The organism is Rhizobium sp. BK377 (genome assembly GCF_014193935.1).
GTDB lineage: Bacteria > Pseudomonadota > Alphaproteobacteria > Rhizobiales > Rhizobiaceae > Rhizobium.
In genome coordinates, this window is sequence record NZ_JACIAC010000001.1 from 1365251 (window position 1) to 1386690 (window position 21440).

The window sequence follows — 21440 nt, forward strand, 5'->3', positions numbered from 1 at the left end:
TATGCATGGTGTCTAGCTTGCAGCCTTTTCAATAATCGCCGCATTGAAATTTCCCCAAAAGCGGCGGGCGAGCTTTTCCAATGTTGCGCGGATCAATCTGCCGCCGAGTTCGGCGAGCCGGCCGCCCGTGTCCCCATCAGCTTTATAACGCAACAGGGTATGCAGACCCTCGTCCTCCAGGGCGACATCGGCTTCGCCCCTGGCAAAGCCGGCGATGCCGCCCCGCCCTTCCGCGGCGATGGTGTACCTGCGCGGCGCATCGACATTCGAAAGCCTGATCTCACCGTTAAACGTCACCGAAAACAGGCCGAAGCCAACTTTCACCGTTGCCAGGAATTGCGTGGGTGACAGCTTTTCCACGCTCTGGCAGCCTGGAATGCACCGCCTGATGATATCGGGATCGTTCATGGCAGCCCATACTACGTCCCGCGGTGCAGCAATGCGTTCCTCCCCTATCAGGTCCATCAGCAATTCCCCGTTTCCATGGCCGGAGCATATCATAACGGGAAAGCGCTTTGCCAAGGTCGGGCGGGATGCTATTTGCACTGGCTCAAGTGAATTTAAGACGCGGAAGACCACGTTGAAACAAAGAGAACGCCGGCTTGGCGCGAAGATAGCGACAGGCCCTTCCGGCGGGCGCCGCTCCGATGTGCGGCCTGCAAAGCCGGAAAAGACGGCAATTAAGGCGGCACCGGCGCGCGAACAGCGCCCGCCGGCAGCCGTTCCAGCGATAATCGAACGCCCGCTTATGGCGCGCCACGGCGAACGGCCGGCGGAGCGCGTGCCTGTCATCCTGGAATCGACGGGTGCGGGCGATTTCCATCTGATCGACAGCGGCAACGGCCAGAAGCTTGAACAATATGGCCCCTATAGGGTCGTGCGGCCTGAGGGACAGGCGCTTTGGCAGCCATCGCTGCCCACCCATGTCTGGGAGAAGGCCGATGCTGCCTTCACCGGCGATACTGATGAAGAAGGCACCGGCCGCTGGCGTTTTCCGAAGCAAGCCCTTGGCGAAACCTGGCCGCTCAACCTGCTCGGTGTAGATTTCTTCGGCCGTTTCACCTCCTTCCGGCATGTCGGCGTCTTCCCGGAGCAGATTGTTCACTGGAGCTGGATGAAGAGCCAGGCAGAAAGCGCCGGACGCCCGCTGAAGGTGCTGAACCTCTTCGGCTATACCGGCGTCGCCTCTCTGGTCGCCGCCGCTGCCGGCGCGGAAGTCACCCATGTCGATGCCTCGAAGAAGGCGATCGGCTGGGCGCGCGAAAACCAGGCGCTGGGGCGCATGGAAAAGCTGCCGATCCGCTGGATCTGCGAGGACGCGATGAAATTCATCCTGCGCGAAGAACGCCGCGGCAGCCAGTACGACATCATCCTTACCGATCCGCCGAAATTCGGCCGCGGACCGAACGGCGAAGTCTGGCATCTCTTCGAACATTTGCCGCTGATGCTGGACATCTGCCGGGAAATTCTGTCGCCGAAGGCGGTTGGCCTCGTGCTGACGGCCTATTCGATCCGGGCAAGCTTCTACTCCATCCATGAACTGATGCGCGAGACGATGCGCGGTGCCGGCGGCGTCGTCGAATCCGGCGAACTTGTCATTCGTGAAGCGGGGCTGGACGGCAAAACACCGGGCCGGGCGCTCTCGACCTCTCTCTTTTCCCGCTGGGTGCCGAAATGACCGAATTCCATGATCGTGGCCCCCGCAGGGTCGGGCAGGTGAAGGAAGTCACCTCGCTTGCCAATCCGATCATTAAAGACATCAAAGCGCTGACGAACAAAAAGTCGCGCGAGGAGAGCGGCACCTTCATCGCCGAAGGTCTGAAGCTCGTCATCGATGCGATCGAGCTCGGCTGGACGATCCGCACGCTCGTCTACGCCAAGGCCGCCAAGGGGAAGTCACTCGTCGAGCAGATGGCGGCAAAGACCGTCGCTTCGGGCGGGCTCGTGCTCGAAGTCAACGAGAAAGTGATCTCCTCGATCACACGTCGTGACAATCCGCAGATGGTGGTCGGCATCTTCGAAAGCCGCTGGAGGGCCCTGAAGGATATCAGGCCGAAGGAGGGCGAGACCTGGGTGGCGCTCGACCGTGTGCGCGATCCCGGCAATCTCGGAACGATCATCCGCACTGCCGATGCTGCCGGCGCCTCCGGTATCATCCTCGTCGGCGAAACGACCGATCCCTTTTCGCTGGAAACGGTGCGCGCTACGATGGGCTCGATTTTTGCGGTTCCGGTTTCCCGCGCAACGGCGGAGGAATTCATCGCCTGGAAGAAGCAGGCTGGCGTTTCGATCGTCGCGACCCATCTTGCGGGCTCTGTCGATTATCGTACGATCGACTACAAGAAGAAGCCGGTCGTGCTGCTGATGGGCAACGAACAATCCGGGCTGCCGGATCAGCTTGCCGGGCAAGCGGATGCGCTTGCCCGCATTCCGCAGCAAGGCCGCGCCGATTCTCTCAATCTCGCGGTTGCCACAGCCGTCATGCTTTTTGAAGCACGCCGCCATCTCCTCTCACTGACCGAGGGCAAATGACCAACCAGACGATCGTACGCCCGGCGCTCTTCTCGCGCCCCCTGCCAATACTGATCTTCATCGTGATCGCCGTTATCCTCGACCAGATCGTCAAGATCGCCGTCGATCGCTATTTGCCGCTGCAGGAAGCCGTGCCCGTCATTCCGATGCTGGCCCTTTACCGCACCTACAATCTCGGCGTCGCCTTCTCGATGCTTTCCGGCATGGATGGCTGGTTCATTGTCGGCATGCGTTTGGCCATCGTCGCCTTCGTGCTTTATCTCTGGCGCCGCACCGCCAAGGACCGCTGGCTGGCCCATCTCGGCTATGCGCTCATCATTGCCGGAGCGATCGGCAACCTCGTCGACCGTTTCACCTATGGGCATGTCATCGACTACATCCTCTTTCACACGGAAACCTGGTCCTTCGCCGTGTTTAACCTTGCGGACAGCTTCATCACCGTCGGCGCCGGCTGCGTCATTCTCGATGAGATGCTGCCGAAGCCGAAAAACACGGACCATTAAACTTTTAGCGGATTCCTGAAAACATTCGGAACGGGCAATATGTTAGCTGATCTGCATGCAGAGTCTGGCGCAGTTTCAGGAACGATTGTCCGCTACATTCGGCGGAGCCGCCGTTAGGTCTGATCGAGGCCGAACAGCGGGCCAATTCGTGTCGCCCCCTCCTGTTCGCCCCCATCAGCCCTTGCTCTTCTACTGGCTCGGCGGAGTGGGCTTGCTGACGGCGATCCTATTATTGCTTCTCTTCCATTGGGGTGATTCACTTCTGGCCGGTCTCGGCTTTGTCCTGCTTGCCGCCATCGTCGGCTACCTCGCCGTTCTTTTCAAGAATAGACAGAGACCGGGCGGCGGCGGCCGGGAAACATCAGAACGCATCGATGTGACCGGCCTGCTCGGTACAGTCCATGACGTGCTCGGCGATATCGTCGTCACCCGTATGATGGACCGGCGGATCATCGGCGCAAATGAGACGTTCCGTAATCTCACCGGACGCGCCACACCCGAAGGCCAGACCTGCGAAGAGATCGGCCTCGCCTTCCGTCCCGGACCGCAGCCGCACCGTTACGATGTGGAGATTTCGACACCGACCGGGCAACGCATCTATCTCTGGCACGATGTCGTGACCCGCGATCCGGCAAACGGGCGCCTGCTTCTGCAGAGCATCGCACGGGATGTGACCGAAGAGCGGCTTGCAGCAGAGCGCCGCGAGGAGGCGCTGCAGAAGGCCGAATATAACAGCGCCGCCAAATCGCGGCTGCTCGCAACCGTCAGCCACGAAATCCGCACGCCTCTGTCAGGCATTCTCGGCATGGCCCATCTGATTTCCGAAACGAAGCTGACGCAGGAACAGCAGAATTATCTGACCAGCATCCGCCAGTCCGGTCATGCGCTGACGCAGCTGGTCGAGGATCTGCTCGACTTCTCCACCATCGAGGTTGGCCGTTTCCAGCTCCATCCGCGCTCGGAATCGCTGCGCAAGCTCGTCGAAAGCGTCGTGGAGATGCTCGCCCATCGCGCCCATGAGAAGGGTATCGAGATCGGCGCGACGGTTTCCTCCGACGTGCCGGAGCTGATGAGCTTCGATCCGGCACGGCTGCGGCAGGTGCTCTTCAACGTCATCGGCAATGCCGTCAAGTTCACGCAGGCAGGCGGCGTCTTCATCCGCGTTTCGAGAGGCGCCGGCGAGCTGCTGATATCAGTGACCGATACCGGCCCTGGCATGGCGGCAGAGGAGCAGGCGCGCATTTTCGGGGAATTCGAACAAGGCGGTTCGCTTGCCCAGAAGAGCAACGGCACCGGCCTTGGCCTTGCAATCTCCGCCCGCATCATGCGGGAATTCGGCGGCTCGCTGACAGTTGCAAGCGAGAGGGGCAAGGGTAGCCAATTTACCATCCGCTTCCCTGTTGAACTTTCGGAAGAGGATAAAGCCAGCCGGAGCGCGTTGCTGGCGGGAAACAGCATCGTGCTGCTTGCCCCGGCTGGTGCAGCGCGCACGGCGATCGCCGAGACGATCACGACGCTCGGCGGGCGCTGCCACCTTGTCGCCGGCGGCGACGCAGCGCGCGAGAGCCTGCTGTCACTCGCCCGCAGCGGCGAGCGGCCGACCGATATCATCGTCGATCACCGCATGTCCGAAGAATTCTCGCTGCATATTGCCGATCGCACAGAGATCGCGGCGCTCGGCCTGCGCAAGGTGCTGCTCGTCAATCCGGAAGAGCGGAACTCCTATTCGCTCGACCTCTTCGATGCGTGGCTAATCCGGCCGTTGCGCGAGCAGTCGCTGATCGACGTGCTGCGCGGACGCATGCGCGGCATGGAAAAGCGTGATGCGCTGAACGACAATCAGCCCGGCCTCGGCCCATCCATTGCAGAACGGACGGCAATGGGTGGCGGTCTTTCCGTTCTCCTCGGCGAGGACGATCCGATCAACGCCATGCTGGTGCGCGTCATGCTGGAAAAAGGCGGCCACTCCGTCAGGCATGTGGATGATTTCGAAACTCTGCTCGATTATGCGCTGGGTGACGACAGGCCTGATATCATCATCAGCGATCTCTCCATGCCCGGCGGCAACGGCATCGATATGCTCGGACGCCTGCGGGGACACGAAAGGCGGCTCGATCTTCAGCCCGTACCGGTGATCGTTCTGACAGCGGACAAGAGCGACGAATCACGGCGGCAGGTCTTGCTCAACGGCGCCAATCGCGTCATGGTAAAACCGGTGGATCCGGTCAGGCTGCTCACCGAAGTACAGGCAGTTGTTGCTCTTTCAGCCCGTCGAGCTGAGGTGCGCTGAAGCTGAGAAGATCGGCACGCTTCTTGCGTGCATAAATTCGGTATGTCACTTTCCTGTCGTACATAAGTGTTTTATGGCGTGTGATAAGCCGGAGACGGGAGAATCGCTATGTCTGTTGACATCCTTAATTGTGACGCCACTGCCGAGGCCGCTCGGCCATCGACGGCAGCCGCGCCAAAGGAAGGCGATGTTCTCGGCCGCATCGGCAATCTGGAGACTCGCCTTGCCCGCAGCGCGCGGGAGATCGATGCCGCGCAGGCTGTGCGCTATCGCGTTTTCGTCGAAGAAATGAAGGCTCAGCTGCCGGCGGACGCGATGCGCCGTGAGCGGGATTTCGATGCCTATGACGCCTTCTGCGACCACCTTCTCGTTCTCGACCGATCGATCGAAGGCGATGCCGAAGATCAGATCGTTGGCACCTACCGTCTGCTCAGGCAGGACGTCGCCATGGCAAATGGCGGTTTTTACTCGGCTTCGGAATTTGCGATCGACGAGCTCATTGCCCGTCATCCCGACAAGCGCTTCATGGAACTCGGGCGCTCCTGCGTGTTGCCGGAATACCGAACCAAGCGGACCGTCGAACTGCTCTGGCAGGGTAATTGGGCCTATGCGCTGAAACATGGCATGAGCGCCATGTTCGGCTGCGCCTCCTTCCCGGGCGTTCACCCCGAACGCCACGCTTTGGCGCTATCCTTCCTCTATCACAGCGTGCTCGCCAAAGGCGAATGGGCCGTTGGCGCCCTGCCGCATCTGGCCCGCGACATGGACCTGATGCCGCCCGAAGGCGTCAATCCGAAGAAGGCGCTGATGGCGTTGCCGCCACTCATCAAGGGTTACCTGCGCCTCGGCGCGATGGTCGGCTCCAGCGCCGTCGTCGATCAGGCTTTCAACACGACCGACGTGCTGATCGTGCTGCCGATATCGAGCATTTCCGACCGGTACCTGAACTATTACGGCGCGGATGCAGGCCGTTTCTCAAGTTGAGGCGACTGCCTGACGACTGTCTCGTTAATTCATTCTGTTCGGCGTTTTCAATAAGGCGCATCGGCAATGCCAGCTGGGCTATGCCCGCCTACAACATTAACACCATGCGCCATGTCGAATGTCGGAAATCTCAAGAAGAAGGCTGGCAAGCTTCGCCAGCGCGAGAGGGATATTCTCTCGGCGACGATTACGCTTGATGACGTGAAGGCGCTTTCTTGAATACACTGCAAACGGCGCTTCGTTTCATAAGCCGCGGCGGCCGGAGACCTGGGGCGCGCGAATATTCATCGTTTGCGGTCCAGATGATAATCTGATCGCTTCTGCAGGTCAGGCCGCCCTAAGGCGGACCACGCACGCGGTCCGCCCTTCCTGTTGTCACGAACCGGCGGCGTAGGCCGCGATGGCAGCCATGTTGACGATATCGCTGTCCTTGGCGCCCATCGCGGTGATCTGCACTGCCTTGTCGAGGCCGACGAGGATCGGGCCAATGACTGTCGAGCCGCCGAGTTCCTGCAGCATCTTGGTCGAGATCGATGCCGAGTGGAATGCCGGCATGACGAGGACGTTGGCCGGTCCGGAGAGGCGGCAGAAGGGATATTGCTCCATCACTTTGCGGTTCAGGGCAACGTCGGCGGCCATTTCGCCATCATACTCGAAATCGACGCGTCGCTTGTCGAGGATCTTCACTGCTTCGCGCACACGTTCGGATCGCTCCCCCGAGGGATGGCCGAAGGTGGAATAGGCGAGCAAAGCGACGCGCGGCTGGTAGCCCATGCGGCGCGCCAGACCTGCGGCCTCCTCGGCAATATCGGCAAGCTCCTCGGCCGTCGGCATGTCGTGAACCGCGGTGTCGGCAACGAAGACCGTACGGCCGCGGCAAAGAGCGATCGACACGCCAATGACGCGGTGGCCGGGCTTCTGATCGATGCAGCGGCGCACATCGTCCAGCGCCGTCGAATAGTTGCGGGTGATGCCCGTCACCATGCCGTCAGCATCGCCAAGCGCCACCATGGTGGCGGCGAAATGGTTGCGGTCATTATGGATCAGGCGCTGCGCGTCGCGGTGAAGGTAGCCTTTGCGCTGCAGGCGGGCGTAGAGATAATCGATATAGGCCTCGACGCGGGTCGAGATACGAGCGTTGACGATTTGAAGACCCGGACGATTGAGGTCGATGCCGGCGCGCTCTGCCGTTGCATGGATCAGGTCCTCACGGCCGAGCAATATGGCGGTGCCAAGCTGCTGATTGGCGTATGACATGGCGGCGCGGAGCACCTGCTCCTCTTCAGCCTCGGCGAAAACCACCCGCTTCGGGTGACGGCGCACACGCTCATAAAGGCTGGCGAGCGTGGAGGCGATCGGATCGCGGCGGGCCGACAGCTCTCGCTTGTAGCCAGCCATGTCGGTGATGGTCTTGCGGGCGACGCCGCTTTCGATCGCCGCCTCGGCAACCGCGGCCGGAATGGCAGATATCAGGCGCGGATCGAAGGGAACCGGAATGATGTATTGAGCGCCAAAACGCGGGCGGTTGCCCTGATAGGCGGCGGCGACATCGTCGGGCACGTCTTCGCGCGCCAGGCTGGCCAGCGCCTTGACGGCTGCGATCTTCATCGCATCATTGATGGTCGAGGCACGAACATCCAGCGCGCCCCGGAAGATATAAGGAAAGCCCAGCACGTTGTTGACCTGGTTCGGATAATCCGAACGGCCGGTCGCCATGATGGCGTCATCACGGATGCGGGCAACTTCTTCCGGCGTGATTTCCGGATCGGGATTGGCCATGGCAAAGATGATGGGCCGGTCGGCCATGGAGCGGATCATCTCTTCGGAGAAGGCGCCCTTCTGCGACAGGCCGAACACCACATCGGCGCCTTTCATCGCCTCCTCCAACGTGCGGGTATCGGTGTTTGCCGCATGCGCCGATTTCCACTGGTTCATGCCTTCGGTACGACCCTGATAGATGACGCCCTTGGTATCGCAGAGGATGATGTTCTCAGGTGCAAAACCCATCGACTTGATGAGCTCGACACAGGCGATGGCGGCAGCGCCCGCGCCGTTGCAGACGAGCTTGGTGGTCTTGAGATCGCGGCCGGTTAGTTCCAGCGCGTTGATAAGGCCGGCGGCGGCAATGATCGCAGTGCCATGCTGGTCGTCATGGAATACGGGAATATCCATCAGCTCGCGCAGACGGCTTTCGATGACGAAACAGTCCGGCGCCTTGATGTCTTCCAGATTGATGCCACCGAAGGACGGACCGAGGAAACGCACGCAATTGATGAATTCGTCGACATTTTCCGTATCGACTTCAAGGTCAATGGAATCGACATCGGCAAAACGCTTGAAGAGTACCGACTTGCCTTCCATGACCGGCTTGGAGGCAAGCGCGCCGAGATTGCCGAGACCGAGAATAGCCGTGCCGTTGGAAATGACGGCAACCATATTGCCGCGGGTCGTGTAGTCGTAGGCAGTAGCAGGATCGGTGGCGATGGCTTTGACCGGCACAGCGACACCGGGAGAATAGGCCAGCGAGAGGTCGCGCTGCGTCGCCATCGGCTTGGTCGGGTTGATCTCCAGCTTGCCGGGCCGGCCCATCGCGTGAAATTCGAGCGCTTCCTTGTCGGTAACAGAGGTCACCGGCCGTTCTTTCTTCTCCATCTGCGACATGCCTCCTCCAAACGTCTGTGGGTGACGTTTTCCTCTTTCCCAATTGCTGTTGTCATCTATAGCGGCGCGCGGATAGGGTTGGCACCTGTTTTTTTGGGAAAAACTGCACCTCCGTGAACGCACGAATAGACAGCAGAAACGAAGCCTTCTCGGCAGCCGAGCTCGCCACTGAGGAAAGCCGCGCCTCGGCGACGCCGATGATGGAACAATATATCGAGATCAAGGCGAACAATCCGGATTCGCTGCTCTTCTATCGCATGGGCGATTTTTACGAGCTGTTCTTCGAGGACGCACTTGAGGCTTCACGCGCGCTCGGCATCACGCTCACCAAGCGTGGTCAGCACATGGGGCAGGATATTGCAATGTGCGGCGTGCCTGTGCATGCGGCCGACGACTACCTGCAGAAGCTCATCGGGCTCGGTTACCGCGTCGCCGTTTGCGAGCAGGTGGAAGATCCGGCAGAAGCCAAGAAACGCGGCTCGAAATCCGTCGTCAAGCGCGATGTCGTCCGCCTCGTCACGCCAGGCACCATCACCGAGGAAAAGCTGCTCTCGCCCTCGGAATCGAACTATCTGATGACGCTGTCGCGTATCCGCGGTGCTTCCGAGCCGGTGCTGGCGCTTGCCTGGATCGATATCTCCACCGGCGTCTTCCGGTTGGCGGAAACGGAAGCATCGCGATTGCTCGCCGATATCCTGCGCATCGATCCGCGCGAGCTCATCGTTCCCGATACGATGTTTTATGACGGCGAACTAAAATCGGTCTTCGACGTGCTCGGCCGCACCGCCGTCCCGCAGCCGGCTGTGCTTTTCGACAGCGCGACGGCAGAGACCCGCATAGCGCGTTATTTCGACGTTTCGACGCTCGACGGCTTCGGAAGTTTCTCGCGCGCAGAACTGGCGGCCGCGGCAGCAGCCATCGCCTATGTGGAGAAGACGCAGATTGCCGAACGGCCGCCGCTCGGCAGGCCGGAACGGGAAAGCGGCGCCTCGACGCTGTTCATCGATCCGGCCACACGCGCCAATCTGGAACTAGTGCGCACGCTCTCCGGTGATCGCAATGGTGCGCTGCTAAAGGCGATCGACCGCACGACCACCGGCAGTGGGGCACGGCTGCTTGCCGAACGGCTGATGTCGCCGCTCACCGATCCTGCCCGCGTCAACGAGCGCCTGGATTCAATTGGTTTCCTAATGCAGGAACCGTCGCTCTGCGGGGACCTGCGCGACGCGCTGAAACACGTACCCGACATGCCGCGGGCGCTCTCCCGCCTAGCGCTCGATCGGGGCGGTCCGCGGGATCTCTGGGCCATTCGCCAAGGGCTCGCCGCTGCCGCGCATATCGCCGATCTATTGGGAAGCGCGATGCTGCCAGAGGAGCTGGAACAGGCGCGCATGGGGCTGCAGGCTCTCCCGTCCGAGCTCGAAGCCCTGCTTGCCGAAAACCTCACAGAGGAATTGCCGCTTCTGAAACGCGATGGTGGCTTCCTGCGAGACGGTGCCAATGCCGATCTCGACGATGTTCGGGCGCTACGCGACCAATCGCGCCGGGTGATCGCAGGCCTGCAGCTGCAATATGCCGAAGAGACCGGCATCAAGTCGCTGAAGATAAAGCACAACAATATCCTCGGTTACTTCATCGAAGTCACCGCCGGCAATGCCGGACCGATGACCGATACAGCAGAGGCGAAGGCTCGCTTCATCCACCGGCAGACGATGGCAAATGCCATGCGTTTCACCACGACTGAGCTTGCCGACCTCGAAAGCCGCATCGCCAATGCCGCCGACCGCGCGCTGCAGATCGAGCTCGAGGCTTTCGACCGGATGACGGAAGCGACTGTTGCAGAGGCAGAATCGATCAAGGCTGGCGCACTGGCCCTTGCCGTCATCGATGTTGCGGTAGGTTTGGCGCTGCTTGCAGAAGAGCAGGCCTATTGCAGGCCGCTGGTCGACGGCTCGAAGATGTTTGCGATCGAGGGCGGGCGCCATCCCGTCGTCGAACAGGCACTGCGGCGGCAGTCCATCGGTCCCTTTGTCGCCAATAATTGCGATCTGTCGCCGGTCTCCGACGGCAAGGATGGCGCGATTTGGCTGCTGACCGGGCCGAACATGGGCGGTAAATCGACCTTCCTGCGGCAGAACGCGTTGATCGCCATTCTCGCCCAGATGGGTTCCTTCGTGCCGGCAACGTCGGCCCATATCGGTATCGTCGACCGGCTGTTTTCGCGTGTCGGCGCCTCCGACGATCTGGCGCGCGGGCGTTCCACCTTCATGGTGGAAATGGTCGAGACGGCTGCGATCCTCAACCAGGCAACCGATCGTTCCCTCGTCATTCTCGACGAGATCGGCCGCGGCACCGCGACCTTCGACGGCCTTTCCATCGCCTGGGCCGCTGTCGAGCATCTGCACGAAGCCAATCGCTGCCGCGGGCTTTTCGCCACGCATTTCCATGAGCTGACCGTGCTTTCGGAAAAGCTTGCGCGGCTATCGAACGCAACGATGCGCGTGAAGGAGTGGGATGGTGATGTCATCTTCCTGCACGAGGTCGGTCCGGGTGCGGCCGACCGCTCCTACGGCATTCAGGTCGCGCGGCTTGCCGGCCTGCCTGCCTCTGTCGTGACTCGCGCGCGTGATGTGCTGACCCGGCTTGAAGATGCCGATCGCAAGAACCCGGCGAGCCAGCTGATCGACGACCTGCCGCTTTTCCAGGTCGCGGTGCGCCGCGAGGAAACATCGCGCGGGCCTTCCAAGGTCGAAGAAGCCCTTAAGGCAATGAGCCTCGACGACATGACGCCGCGCGAGGCGCTCGATGCGCTTTACGACCTTAAAAAGAAGATGAAATAGGAGCAGCACCCCCGTGTTCATGGAAAAACTGCTTCAGGAAACGCAGCGCCTCTCCGTCATCGTCTCGATGCTCGAAATCATGAAACAATCTGATGGTAATCTGGAGGCGCGCGGCTGGAATACGCCAATCGGTATGGCGAAGATCACCGGTTCCTGCCTGAAGATCGGCGAGTTCTGCGGCGCGATCGTCGATGCCGGCTACCGTGAATGCGACAAGGCGACGCTTAACGGCATCATGAGCGAAACGCGGCAGGTTCTCGATACGCTGCTGACGCAGACTGCAGCTTGAGGGCTTGCGGCAAAGCGTCCGTCACCTGCGGCTTGCCAACACCATTTCGCCAAATTTAAAGGTTCATGGAATATGAAGGCCCGTGTCAATCCGCGGGTAAAGAGGCTATAGCGCATGCAGATCAAACAAGAGGCGCGCCATGAGCAAGCGGCTCGGACCGAAGAGATAACCGCCCGGCCGATGGTGACGCACGACATCGACTTCTCCGAGATCCTCGATGTGGAACTGCTGCAGGGGCAATGCAACGCCATTGCCGATGCCAACCGCAATCGTCCCGACGTGCTGCGGAACGATCTTCTTGCCGTTCTGAAGAAAGCCAGCGTCGAAGGACGCAGGAAGGCGCGGGAACTTCTCGACGCCCAAGGCGGCGGGCTTGATTGCGCTCATCGCATTTCCTGGCTGCAGGATCAGATCATCACCGCTCTCTATAATTTCGCCACCGCCCATGTCTTCCCGAAGCAGAGGGACAAGTTTGCGGTCACGGCAGTCGGCGGCTACGGTCGCGACACGCTCGCGCCGGGCTCGGATATCGATCTGCTCTTCCTCTTCCTGCCCAAGCCGGCGGAAGAGACGCACAAGGCCGTCGAGTTCATGCTCTATATGCTGTGGGATATGGGCTTCAAGGTCGGCCACGCGACCCGCACCGTCGATGAATGTATCGCGCTTTCCAAGTCCGACATGACCATCCGCACCGCCATTCTGGAAATGCGTTTTATTTGCGGGCTGCAGTCGTTGGAAACGGAGCTGGAAACCCGCTTCGACAAGGAAATCGTCACCGGAACAGGACCGGAATTTATCGCTGCCAAACTTGCCGAACGCGACGAACGCCACCGCAAGGCCGGCGATACGCGTTATCTCGTTGAGCCGAACGTCAAGGAAGGCAAGGGCGGCCTTCGTGATCTCCATACGCTCTTCTGGATTTCGAAATATTATTATCACGTCCGTGATCCGGCCGATCTGGTACCGCTCGGCGTGCTGTCGAAGCAGGAGTACCGGCTTCTCAAAAAGGCCGACGATTTTCTCTGGGCCGTGCGTTGCCATATGCATTTTCTGACCGGCAAAGCGGAGGAGCGTCTTTCCTTCGATATCCAGCGCGAGATCGCCGAGGCGCTCGGCTATCATTCCCGCCCTGGCCTTTCGGCCGTCGAGCGTTTCATGAAGCACTATTTCCTGGTCGCTAAAGATGTGGGCGATCTCACTCGCATCCTCTGCGCGGCACTCGAAGACCAGCAGGCGAAATCGATCCCGGGACTGACGGGCGTCATCAGCCGCTTCACCCATCGCAATCGCAAGATCCCCGGCAGCGTCGAGTTCGTGGAGGATCGCGGCCGCATCACGCTCGCCAATTCCGATGTATTCAAGCGCGATCCGGTCAGCATCATCCGCCTGTTCCATGTGGCCGATATCAACGGACTGGAATTCCACCCCGATGCGCTGAAGCGCGTCAACCGTTCGCTCGGCCTCATCAACAACGACCTGCGCGAGAATGACGAGGCAAACCGGCTTTTCCTGTCGATCCTCACCTCCAGGCGCGATCCCGCACTCATCCTGCGGCGCATGAACGAGGCCGGCGTGCTTGGCCGCTTCATTCCCGAATTCGGCAAGATCGTCGCGATGATGCAGTTCAACATGTATCATCACTACACGGTCGACGAGCACCTGATCCGCGCCATCGATGTTCTCTCGGAAATCGACAAGGGCAAGGCGGAGGAGCTGCATCCGCTCGCCAACAAGCTGATGCCGCATATCGAGGACCGCGAGGCGCTTTATGTTGCCGTGCTGCTGCACGATATTGCCAAGGGCCGGCAGGAAGACCATTCGATCGCCGGCGCACGTGTCGCCCGCAAGCTCAGTGCCCGCTTTGGCCTGTCGCAAAAGCAGACCGAGATCGTCGTCTGGTTGATCGAGGAACATCTGACCATGTCGATGGTCGCTCAGACGCGCGACCTGACGGACCGCAAGACGATCACCGATTTCGCCGACCGTGTTCAGTCTCTCGACCGCCTGAAGATGCTGATCATCCTGACGATCTGCGACATCCGCGCTGTCGGTCCGGGTGTCTGGAACGGCTGGAAAGGCCAGCTGCTGCGCACGCTGTATTACGAGACGGAACTGCTGCTTGCCGGCGGCTTCTCGGAAGTATCGCGCAAGGAGCGCGCCCAGGCCGCGGCCGAAGCGCTCAACGCCGCGCTTTCCGATTGGAGCCAGAAGGATCGCCGCACCTATTCCAAGCTGCACTACCAGCCCTATCTGCTTTCCGTGCCGCTGGAAGACCAGATCCGCCATGCGCATTTTATCCGCCAGGCGGACAAGGCCGGCCAGGCGCTGGCAACCACAGTGCGCACCGACAGCTTCCACGCGATCACCGAAATCACCGTTCTCTCACCCGACCATCCGCGCCTGCTCGCCGTCATTGCCGGCGCATGTGCGGCAGCCGGGGCCAACATCGTCGATGCGCAGATCTTCACGACCTCTGATGGACGGGCGCTCGATACGATCCATGTCAGCCGCGAATTTCCGAACGACGAGGACGAGCTTCGACGCGCCGGCACGATCGGCCGCATGATCGAGGACGTGCTTTCCGGCCGCAAACGCCTGCCCGAGGTGATCGCGACCCGCACGAAGAACCGGAAGAAGAGCAAGGCCTTCGTCATTCCACCGTCGGTGACCATCACCAACAGCCTGTCGAACAAGTTCACCGTCATCGAGGTGGAATGCCTCGACCGGCCGGGCCTGCTGTCGGAAATGACAGCCGTTCTGTCCGATTTGTCGCTTGACATCCAGTCGGCGCGCATCACCACCTTCGGTGAGAAGGTCATTGATACGTTCTATGTCACCGATCTCGTCGGCCAGAAGATCTCCGGCGACAGCAAGCGTTCCAATATCACTGCCCGCATGAAAGCGGTCATGGCCGAGGAGCAGGACGAACTGCGCGAACGCATGCCGTCAGGCATCATCGCCCCTGCCGCGACTGCCGCCGAAAAGAAAGCCGGTTCCCCCGTATGAGCCTCGTCAAGAAATTCGCCACGGTCGGCGGCGCCACGCTCGGAAGCCGCATCTTTGGTTTTGCCCGCGAAACGCTGATGGCAGCGGCGCTCGGCACCGGGCCGATGGCCGACGTCTTCTATGCCGCCTTCCGCTTCCCGAACCTCTTCCGCCGGCTCTTTGCCGAGGGCGCTTTCAATGCAGCCTTCGTGCCGCTCTTCGCCAAGGAGATCGAAGCGAACGGCATTGAGGGCGCCAAGCGTTTTTCGGAAGAAGTCTTCGGGGTTCTGTTCTCCGTCCTGCTGCTCATCACCATCGTGATGGAGCTTTGCATGCCGCTGCTGGTGCGCTTCGTCATCGCGCCTGGCTTTGCTGATGATCCCGAGAAATTCGGGATCACCATCCGCATGGCGGCAGTGATGTTCCCTTATCTCATGTGCATGTCTCTGACGGCGATGATGAGCGGCATGCTGAATTCGCTGCATCATTTCTTCGCCGCGGCCGTCGCACCTATCTTCCTCAATGTGGTGATGATCGGCGCGCTGTTCTATGCGCTCTATACCGGCGCCGAACCATTGGCGACGGCCTGGTATCTTTCCTGGGGCGTGCTGGCAGCGGGCGTCCTGCAGCTGGCCGTCGTCTATCTCGGTGTCCTGCATGCCGGCATGAGCATCGGCTTCCGCTTTCCGAAGATGACGCCCAACGTCAAGCGGCTGCTGATTCTCGCCGTCCCAGCGGCCGTCACCGGCGGTATTACGCAGATCAACCAGCTTATCGGCCAGGCGATCGCCTCTTCACGCGAAGGCGCCATCGCCGCCCTGCAATATGCCGACCGCATCTACCAGCTTCCGCTCGGCGTCGTCGGTGTCGCCGTCGGCGTGGTACTGCTGCCCGAACTGGCCCGCGCGCTGAAAGGCGGCGCGTTACGCGAGGCCGCCTTCCTGCAGAACAGATCGATCGAATTCGTGATGTTCTTGACGATCCCCGCCGGTTTCGCGCTGTGGATCCTGTCGGACGAGATCATCCGTGTGCTCTATGAGCGCGGCGCATTCCATGAGCAAAACACTCTGATCGTTGGCTCGATCCTTGCGATCTACGGTGTCGGGCTGCCGGCCTTCGTGCTCATTAAGGCGCTGCAGCCAGGCTTCTATGCCCGCGAGGATACCAAGACGCCGATGCGGTTTTCGGCAATCGCGGTCGCCACCAACTGCGCGACCGCGTTGACGCTCTTTCCCTATATGGGCGCACCGGGCATTGCGGTGGCGGAAGCGACAGCAGGCTGGATCAGCACCGTGCTGCTCTTCACCACGCTTCTGCGCCGCGGCCATCTGACATGGGAATGGGCGCTTGCCAAACGCGCCGCGTTGCTGATCGTCGCCTCTGCGGTCATGGGCGCCGTCATCTTCTACCTCAAGCAGCACTGGGCGCCCTGGCTTGCCTCGGGCGCGCCGCTTCTGACCAAGGTCGGCACGCTTGGTCTGCTGATTGCGATTTCGATGGTCGTCTATTTCGCGACCGCCTTTCTGATCGGTGGGGCGGACCTCGGCATGATACGGCGCAATCTCAACCGCAAACCGGCACCCGCGAAGGACGCCTGAGACTAGATTATCTCCGGTCCCTTCAAAGGAGGTGGAGACTCTAACTTTTTGTTTTCACGCAATTCGCGCGCAAAACCACTGGAATTTTCCTAGCAATCGACCCATCGTCGCTGCGGCCCGACATCGACATGGATGATGCCGTTGCAGTAGCTGCCGATCCCACCTATCCCGGGCGCGGTTTTCGCGGCCGCGATAATCGTTCGCTCCGACAGTCCAGGAATCCTGATATCGGCTGCCATACACTTTCCGTGTAGGGAGCCGTGGCGGCGGGGATGTGGCCGGAAGCCCGACGTTATCATCGGCCGACGTCCAGTCTTTGCCGCGATATGCGATAAGACCGCCCGCAATCGCGCCGGGAAACAGCCGGCGCGAACACTGACGGTCTGCATCGTGTAAGCTATACGCGTTTCGTATTTGGGAAGTTGGGTGGTCTGCCGTCGATTATCTTGACCGACAGCTGTCGTTGCTGATTGTAGGGCGAAAAGGCCTGCCATGGCGAGCAAACTAGCGTTCTGCATGGTACCTCCGATCGATTATTCCGACGGCCCGTTGGGCCGCAGCCGGGCGAGAGGATTTTCAGTTCAAAGAAAGCTTTTCTGTGAAATTTTATACTCAATTCTAGCTAAACATACTGATCAATTTGGCGTAAAATCGGGCACTTTTCTGAACATAAATGGAATAAACATCCAAATCTGGAGATCGCATGACCCAATCCCTGTTCCTCGTCACCCTCGTCGTCGATGACTATGACCGTGCCAAAGCCTTCTATTGTGAGGCTCTCGGCTTCGAATGCCTTCAGGATGAATTGCAGCCGGAAGGCAAGCGCTGGGTCGTCGTGAAACCGAGGGGCGGCGATGGGGCGGCCTTTCTGTTGGCACAAGCGGCAAACGAGACGCAGCGGGCCGTCATCGGAAATCAGACCGGCGGACGCGTCGGCTTCTTTCTGAAGACCGACGATTTCACACGCGACTATGCCGCGATGCTTGCCGCTGGCATTCGTTTCCTGGAGGAGCCGCGACACGAGGTTTACGGCACCGTCGCGGTCTTTGCGGACCCTTACGGCAACACCTTCGACTTGATCGAACATGCCGCGGGCTGAACCTCTTGATTGCAATCCTGAGCACGTGCATAAGCGCCCGCGTTAGCAACATGGGTCTTTGGCCCTGGGGCCCTCCACCAGCCTAATCGAGGACAACATCATGGGCGAATTCAAGAAGCTCGTATTCTCCGGCGTTCAGCCGACGGGCAACCTGCATCTCGGCAACTATCTCGGCGCGATCCGCCGCTTCGTGCAGCTCCAGGACGGTAACGACTGCATCTATTGCGTCGTCGATCTGCATGCGCTAACCGCGCAGCTCGTCCACGAGGACATGCTGTCGCAGACGCGTTCGATCGCAGCCGCCTTCATCGCTTCCGGCATCGATGCCGAAAAGCATATCGTCTTCAATCAGTCCGCCGTACCGCAGCACGCCGAACTCGCCTGGATCTTCAACTGTGTCGCCCGCCTCGGCTGGATGAACCGCATGACGCAGTTCAAGGACAAGGCCGGCAAGGACCGCGAGCAGGCCTCGCTCGGTCTCTATGCCTATCCGAGCCTGATGGCTGCCGACATTCTCGTCTACCGCGCCACGCATGTGCCCGTCGGCGAGGACCAGAAGCAGCACCTCGAGCTGACGCGTGACATCGCGATGAAATTCAACCTTGATTATGCCTCGCATATCCGCACGACCAACTACGGGATCGACATCACCGTTGGCGACGAGCCAGTGCATGCCTATTTTCCAATGGTCGAACCGCTGATCGGGGGGCCGGCGCCGCGCGTCATGTCGCTGCGCGATGGCACTAAGAAAATGTCGAAGTCCGATCCGTCGGACCTTTCGCGCATCAACCTGATGGACGACGAAGACGCGATCTCCAAGAAGATCCGCAAGGCCAAGACCGATCCGGATGGCTTGCCGAGCGAAGTGGCCGGCCTTGAAAACCGGCCGGAAGCTGAAAACCTCGTCTCGATCTATGCCGCACTCGCCGACAAGACGAAGGAACAGGTGCTCGCCGAATTCGGCGGCCAGCAGTTCTCCGTCTTCAAGCCGGCGCTGATCGATCTGGCTGTGCAGGTCCTGTCGCCGATAACAGGCGAAATGCGCCGGTTGATGAACGATACGAGCCATATCGACGCGATCCTGCGCAATGGCAACGAGCGTGCAAAAGCACGCGCCGACGTGACGATGCGCGAACTTCGCGAGATCATCGGCTTCCTATACTAGTCCGATCGACATGCAGAGCTCCCACGCAAAACGGGGGGGCTTGCAAATTTTTGGTCACAGGTGTCAGAGTTCGCGTCATGGTATCAAAGCGACTCTCACGGCTCGAAGGTCACCGCCGCAAATTCATGGCGGTGATAGACGGGACACCAGAATGCCAACGCGCCGTCCACTATGCCGGACGGCGCGCCAAGAATTCCAATGGCGGCCTCATCCTTCTCTACGTGATCCCGGAAGGCGATTTCCAGCAATGGCTCGGCGTCGAGGAGATCATGCGGGCGGAAGCCCGCGAGGAGGCGGAAGCCACCGTCGCCAAGGCTGCACAGATCGTGCGCGAGACGATCGGCATCGAGCCTGAAATTGTCATCCGCGAGGGCAACTCGGCCGAGCAGATCAATGCCGTCATCGAGGAAGACCGGGACGTCGCAATCCTCGTGCTTGCCGCAAGCTCCGCCAAGGAGGGACCGGGACCGCTGGTTTCGTCCGTCGCAGGACGCGGAGCTGCCTTTCCCATTCCCGTCACCGTGCTTCCGGACACGCTGACCAACGAGGAAATCGATGCCCTCTGTTAAGCCATTTCTTGAGTACCAGTCTCTTGAATCGGCCCGACAATAGGCTTATTTTCTTTTGAAGAATTCTAAAGACGGTTGAGGTCATGGCCCGCCGCATGGAGAGCGAGATGTTCATTCAGACCGAAGCCACGCCAAATCCTGCCACGCAGAAGTTCCTTCCCGGTAAGGTGGTGATGGAAAACGGCACGGCCGAATTCCGCAATGCCGATGAAGCTCAGGCTTCGCCGCTCGCTGCCCGTCTCTTCGAAATTCCGGGCGTGACCGGCGTCTATTTCGGCTACGATTTCATCTCCGTCTCCAAGGATAATGCCGAATGGCAGCATCTGAAGCCGGCTATTCTCGGCTCGATCATGGAGCATTTCATGTCCGGCAAGCCGGTCATGGGCGATGCGTCGATCCTGTCGGAAGAGGTCGATGCCGGCGATGAATTCTTCGATGAAGGCGACGAGTCGATCGTGCTGACTATCAAGGAACTGCTGGAGACCCGTGTACGTCCGGCTGTTGCCCAGGATGGCGGCGACATCACCTTCCGTGGATTCAAGGACGGCAAGGTTTACCTCAATATGAAAGGTTCCTGCGCCGGCTGCCCGTCTTCCACGGCAACGCTGAAGCACGGCGTCCAGAACCTGCTGCGCCATTTCGTTCCGGAAGTGCAGGAAGTGATTGCCGCTTAAAAATCTCTGATGCGTCCGGCCGTTCATCTGGGGTTCGGCCAGACGGATTTATGGATAGGCGACAATAGTTTATTCGGAAATTGATGGCATGATCGTTCTGGCGCTCGACACGGCAGGTGTGGATTGCGCTGCCGCTATCTATGACAGCGGCAGGGATACGATGCTGGGGGAGGCATCGGACATGATCGGCAAGGGGCATGCTGAACATCTGATGGGCATCGTCGATCGCGCGCTGGATCAGGCGGGCGTCGCACTTTCGGATGTCGGGCGCCTTGCCGTCACCATCGGCCCCGGCTCCTTTACCGGTATCCGCGTCGGAGTTGCTGCAGCCCGCGGCTTTGCGCTTTCCCTCCATATTCCCGCAGTCGGCATCACGACGCTCGAAGTCATGGCCGCTGCCCAGCGCGAGAAGACGCCTGGCCGCGCGGTACTCGCGGCGATGGATGCCAAGCGGGAAGAAATCTACCTTCAGTCTTTTGCTGCCGACGGCTCACCACTTGATGAAGCCCGCGCGGTCAGCATCGCCGAAGCGCAGGTCTTCGCTGCCGGTTTCGACGGCGAGATCACCGGTTCGGCGACTCCGTTGCTGAAACCCGGTGTAACGGGCGAATATGCCAACTCCTTCCCGATCTCCATCGTGGCACGCCTCGGTGCTGCCGTGAACCCAAATGCCGCAAAGCCGAAGCCCCTTTATCTGCGCGGACTCGACGCCAAGCCGCAGGCCGGGTATGCGATTGCAAGAGTATGACGATGCTGGAAGCCTATCTGACGCTGAAACCGGAATTCGAAATCGTTGCCATGGAGCCGGAGGATTGCTCCGACGTTTCCATCCTGCATGGCGAACGCTTCGCCCGCCCTTGGGGTGACGGCGAATTCCACAGCCTCCTGTCACAGAATACCGTCTTTGGCTTCGTCGCCCGCCAGACCAATGCTATCCTGAAAAAGACCCTGCCGGGCTTCATTCTCGCACGCCAGGTGGCGGGCGAGGCGGAAATCCTGACGCTCGCGGTGCAGGCGAAGGTCGCGCGTTCCGGCCTCGGCTGGCGGCTGATGCAGGCCGCCATGCGCGAGGCACGTCTTCGCGGCGGCGAAAGCATGTTCCTGGAAGTCGACAACGGCAATATCGCCGCCCTTGCGCTCTATCGCAAACTCGGCTTCGAGCAGGCTGGCGTGCGCAAGGGCTATTACAAGGACGCCAATGGGGAGACCTCTACGGCGCTTGTCATGAAGCGCGTTCTTCGGTAGTTCCCC

The 21440-nt window shown here is 60.4% G+C and carries 18 protein-coding genes; 15 read left to right on the forward strand and 3 right to left on the reverse strand.

Going from position 1 to position 21440, the window contains the following annotated elements; genetic code table 11:
* Positions 1–12: 12 nt before the first annotated feature.
* Positions 13–465 carry a CoxG family protein gene (locus FHT92_RS06765; protein WP_183823846.1) on the reverse strand — a complete coding sequence of 151 codons (453 nt, stop codon included), beginning with the start codon at positions 463–465 and terminating at the stop codon, positions 13–15.
* 115 nt (positions 466–580) lie between these two features.
* Between FHT92_RS06765 and FHT92_RS06770 the strand changes: the two genes are divergently transcribed.
* The 5 genes from FHT92_RS06770 to FHT92_RS06790 all read left to right on the forward strand — a co-directional run bounded on the left by FHT92_RS06770 (position 581) and on the right by FHT92_RS06790 (position 6309).
* Positions 581–1678, forward strand: a complete 1098-nt coding sequence (locus FHT92_RS06770; protein WP_183746204.1) for a class I SAM-dependent methyltransferase — start codon at positions 581–583, stop codon at positions 1676–1678.
* Entirely contained in the window at positions 1675–2532 is an 858-nt protein-coding gene (locus FHT92_RS06775; protein ID WP_183746201.1) for a TrmH family RNA methyltransferase, read from the forward strand. The genes FHT92_RS06770 and FHT92_RS06775 overlap by 4 nt, the downstream gene beginning before the upstream one ends.
* Positions 2529–3035: a signal peptidase II gene (gene lspA / locus FHT92_RS06780; protein ID WP_183823357.1), complete on the forward strand. Its 507-nt coding sequence runs from the start codon at positions 2529–2531 to the stop codon at positions 3033–3035. The genes FHT92_RS06775 and lspA overlap by 4 nt, the downstream gene beginning before the upstream one ends.
* Before the next feature lie 205 nt (positions 3036–3240).
* On the forward strand, positions 3241–5325 hold the full coding sequence (locus tag FHT92_RS06785; RefSeq protein ID WP_409527145.1) for a hybrid sensor histidine kinase/response regulator: 2085 nt from the start codon (positions 3241–3243) through the stop codon (positions 5323–5325).
* A 108-nt stretch (positions 5326–5433) separates the two neighbouring features.
* Complete coding sequence (locus FHT92_RS06790) at positions 5434–6309, forward strand: GNAT family N-acetyltransferase (RefSeq protein WP_183823361.1); 876 nt, start codon at positions 5434–5436, stop codon at positions 6307–6309.
* Positions 6310–6684: 375 nt separating this feature from the next.
* On the opposite strand, the gene FHT92_RS06795 is transcribed toward FHT92_RS06790, so the two are convergent.
* Positions 6685–8970, reverse strand: a complete 2286-nt coding sequence (locus FHT92_RS06795; protein ID WP_183823363.1) for an NADP-dependent malic enzyme — start codon at positions 8968–8970, stop codon at positions 6685–6687.
* A gap of 113 nt (positions 8971–9083) precedes the next feature.
* Between FHT92_RS06795 and mutS the strand changes: the two genes are divergently transcribed.
* The 4 genes from mutS to murJ all read left to right on the forward strand — a co-directional run bounded on the left by mutS (position 9084) and on the right by murJ (position 16682).
* Positions 9084–11810 carry a DNA mismatch repair protein MutS gene (mutS, locus tag FHT92_RS06800; protein WP_183823365.1) on the forward strand — a complete coding sequence of 909 codons (2727 nt, stop codon included), beginning with the start codon at positions 9084–9086 and terminating at the stop codon, positions 11808–11810.
* A gap of 13 nt (positions 11811–11823) precedes the next feature.
* The gene (locus FHT92_RS06805) at positions 11824–12099 is read left to right on the forward strand and encodes a hypothetical protein (protein WP_183746183.1); all 276 of its coding nucleotides are present in this window, start codon (positions 11824–11826) and stop codon (positions 12097–12099) included.
* Between the two features lie 114 nt (positions 12100–12213).
* Complete coding sequence (locus tag FHT92_RS06810; protein WP_183746180.1) at positions 12214–15105, forward strand: [protein-PII] uridylyltransferase; 2892 nt, start codon at positions 12214–12216, stop codon at positions 15103–15105.
* Complete coding sequence (gene murJ, locus FHT92_RS06815) at positions 15102–16682, forward strand: murein biosynthesis integral membrane protein MurJ (protein WP_183823367.1); 1581 nt, start codon at positions 15102–15104, stop codon at positions 16680–16682. The genes FHT92_RS06810 and murJ overlap by 4 nt, the downstream gene beginning before the upstream one ends.
* 89 nt (positions 16683–16771) lie before the next feature.
* Here murJ and FHT92_RS06820 read toward each other — a convergent pair whose 3' ends face one another.
* Positions 16772–17200, reverse strand: coding sequence for a YcbK family protein (locus FHT92_RS06820; RefSeq protein ID WP_183823369.1), 429 nt, complete (start codon positions 17198–17200; stop codon positions 16772–16774).
* A 185-nt stretch (positions 17201–17385) separates the two neighbouring features.
* Here FHT92_RS06820 and FHT92_RS06825 point away from each other — a divergent pair, with 185 nt between their 5' ends.
* The 6 genes from FHT92_RS06825 to FHT92_RS06850 all read left to right on the forward strand — a co-directional run bounded on the left by FHT92_RS06825 (position 17386) and on the right by FHT92_RS06850 (position 21434).
* Entirely contained in the window at positions 17386–17781 is a 396-nt protein-coding gene (locus tag FHT92_RS06825; RefSeq protein WP_183823371.1) for a VOC family protein, read from the forward strand.
* Positions 17782–17881: 100 nt separating this feature from the next.
* The gene (trpS, locus tag FHT92_RS06830; protein WP_183823373.1) at positions 17882–18946 is read left to right on the forward strand and encodes a tryptophan--tRNA ligase; all 1065 of its coding nucleotides are present in this window, start codon (positions 17882–17884) and stop codon (positions 18944–18946) included.
* 77 nt (positions 18947–19023) lie between these two features.
* Entirely contained in the window at positions 19024–19515 is a 492-nt protein-coding gene (locus FHT92_RS06835) for a universal stress protein (RefSeq protein ID WP_112541815.1), read from the forward strand.
* A gap of 107 nt (positions 19516–19622) precedes the next feature.
* Positions 19623–20189, forward strand: coding sequence for a NifU family protein (locus FHT92_RS06840; RefSeq protein WP_183746163.1), 567 nt, complete (start codon positions 19623–19625; stop codon positions 20187–20189).
* An 88-nt stretch (positions 20190–20277) separates the two neighbouring features.
* A complete protein-coding gene (tsaB, locus tag FHT92_RS06845; protein ID WP_183823375.1) occupies positions 20278–20937 on the forward strand; it encodes a tRNA (adenosine(37)-N6)-threonylcarbamoyltransferase complex dimerization subunit type 1 TsaB in 660 nt (219 codons plus the stop codon).
* Entirely contained in the window at positions 20934–21434 is a 501-nt protein-coding gene (locus FHT92_RS06850) for a GNAT family N-acetyltransferase (RefSeq protein WP_183823377.1), read from the forward strand. The genes tsaB and FHT92_RS06850 overlap by 4 nt, the downstream gene beginning before the upstream one ends.
* The last annotated feature ends 6 nt before the right edge of the window (positions 21435–21440 follow it).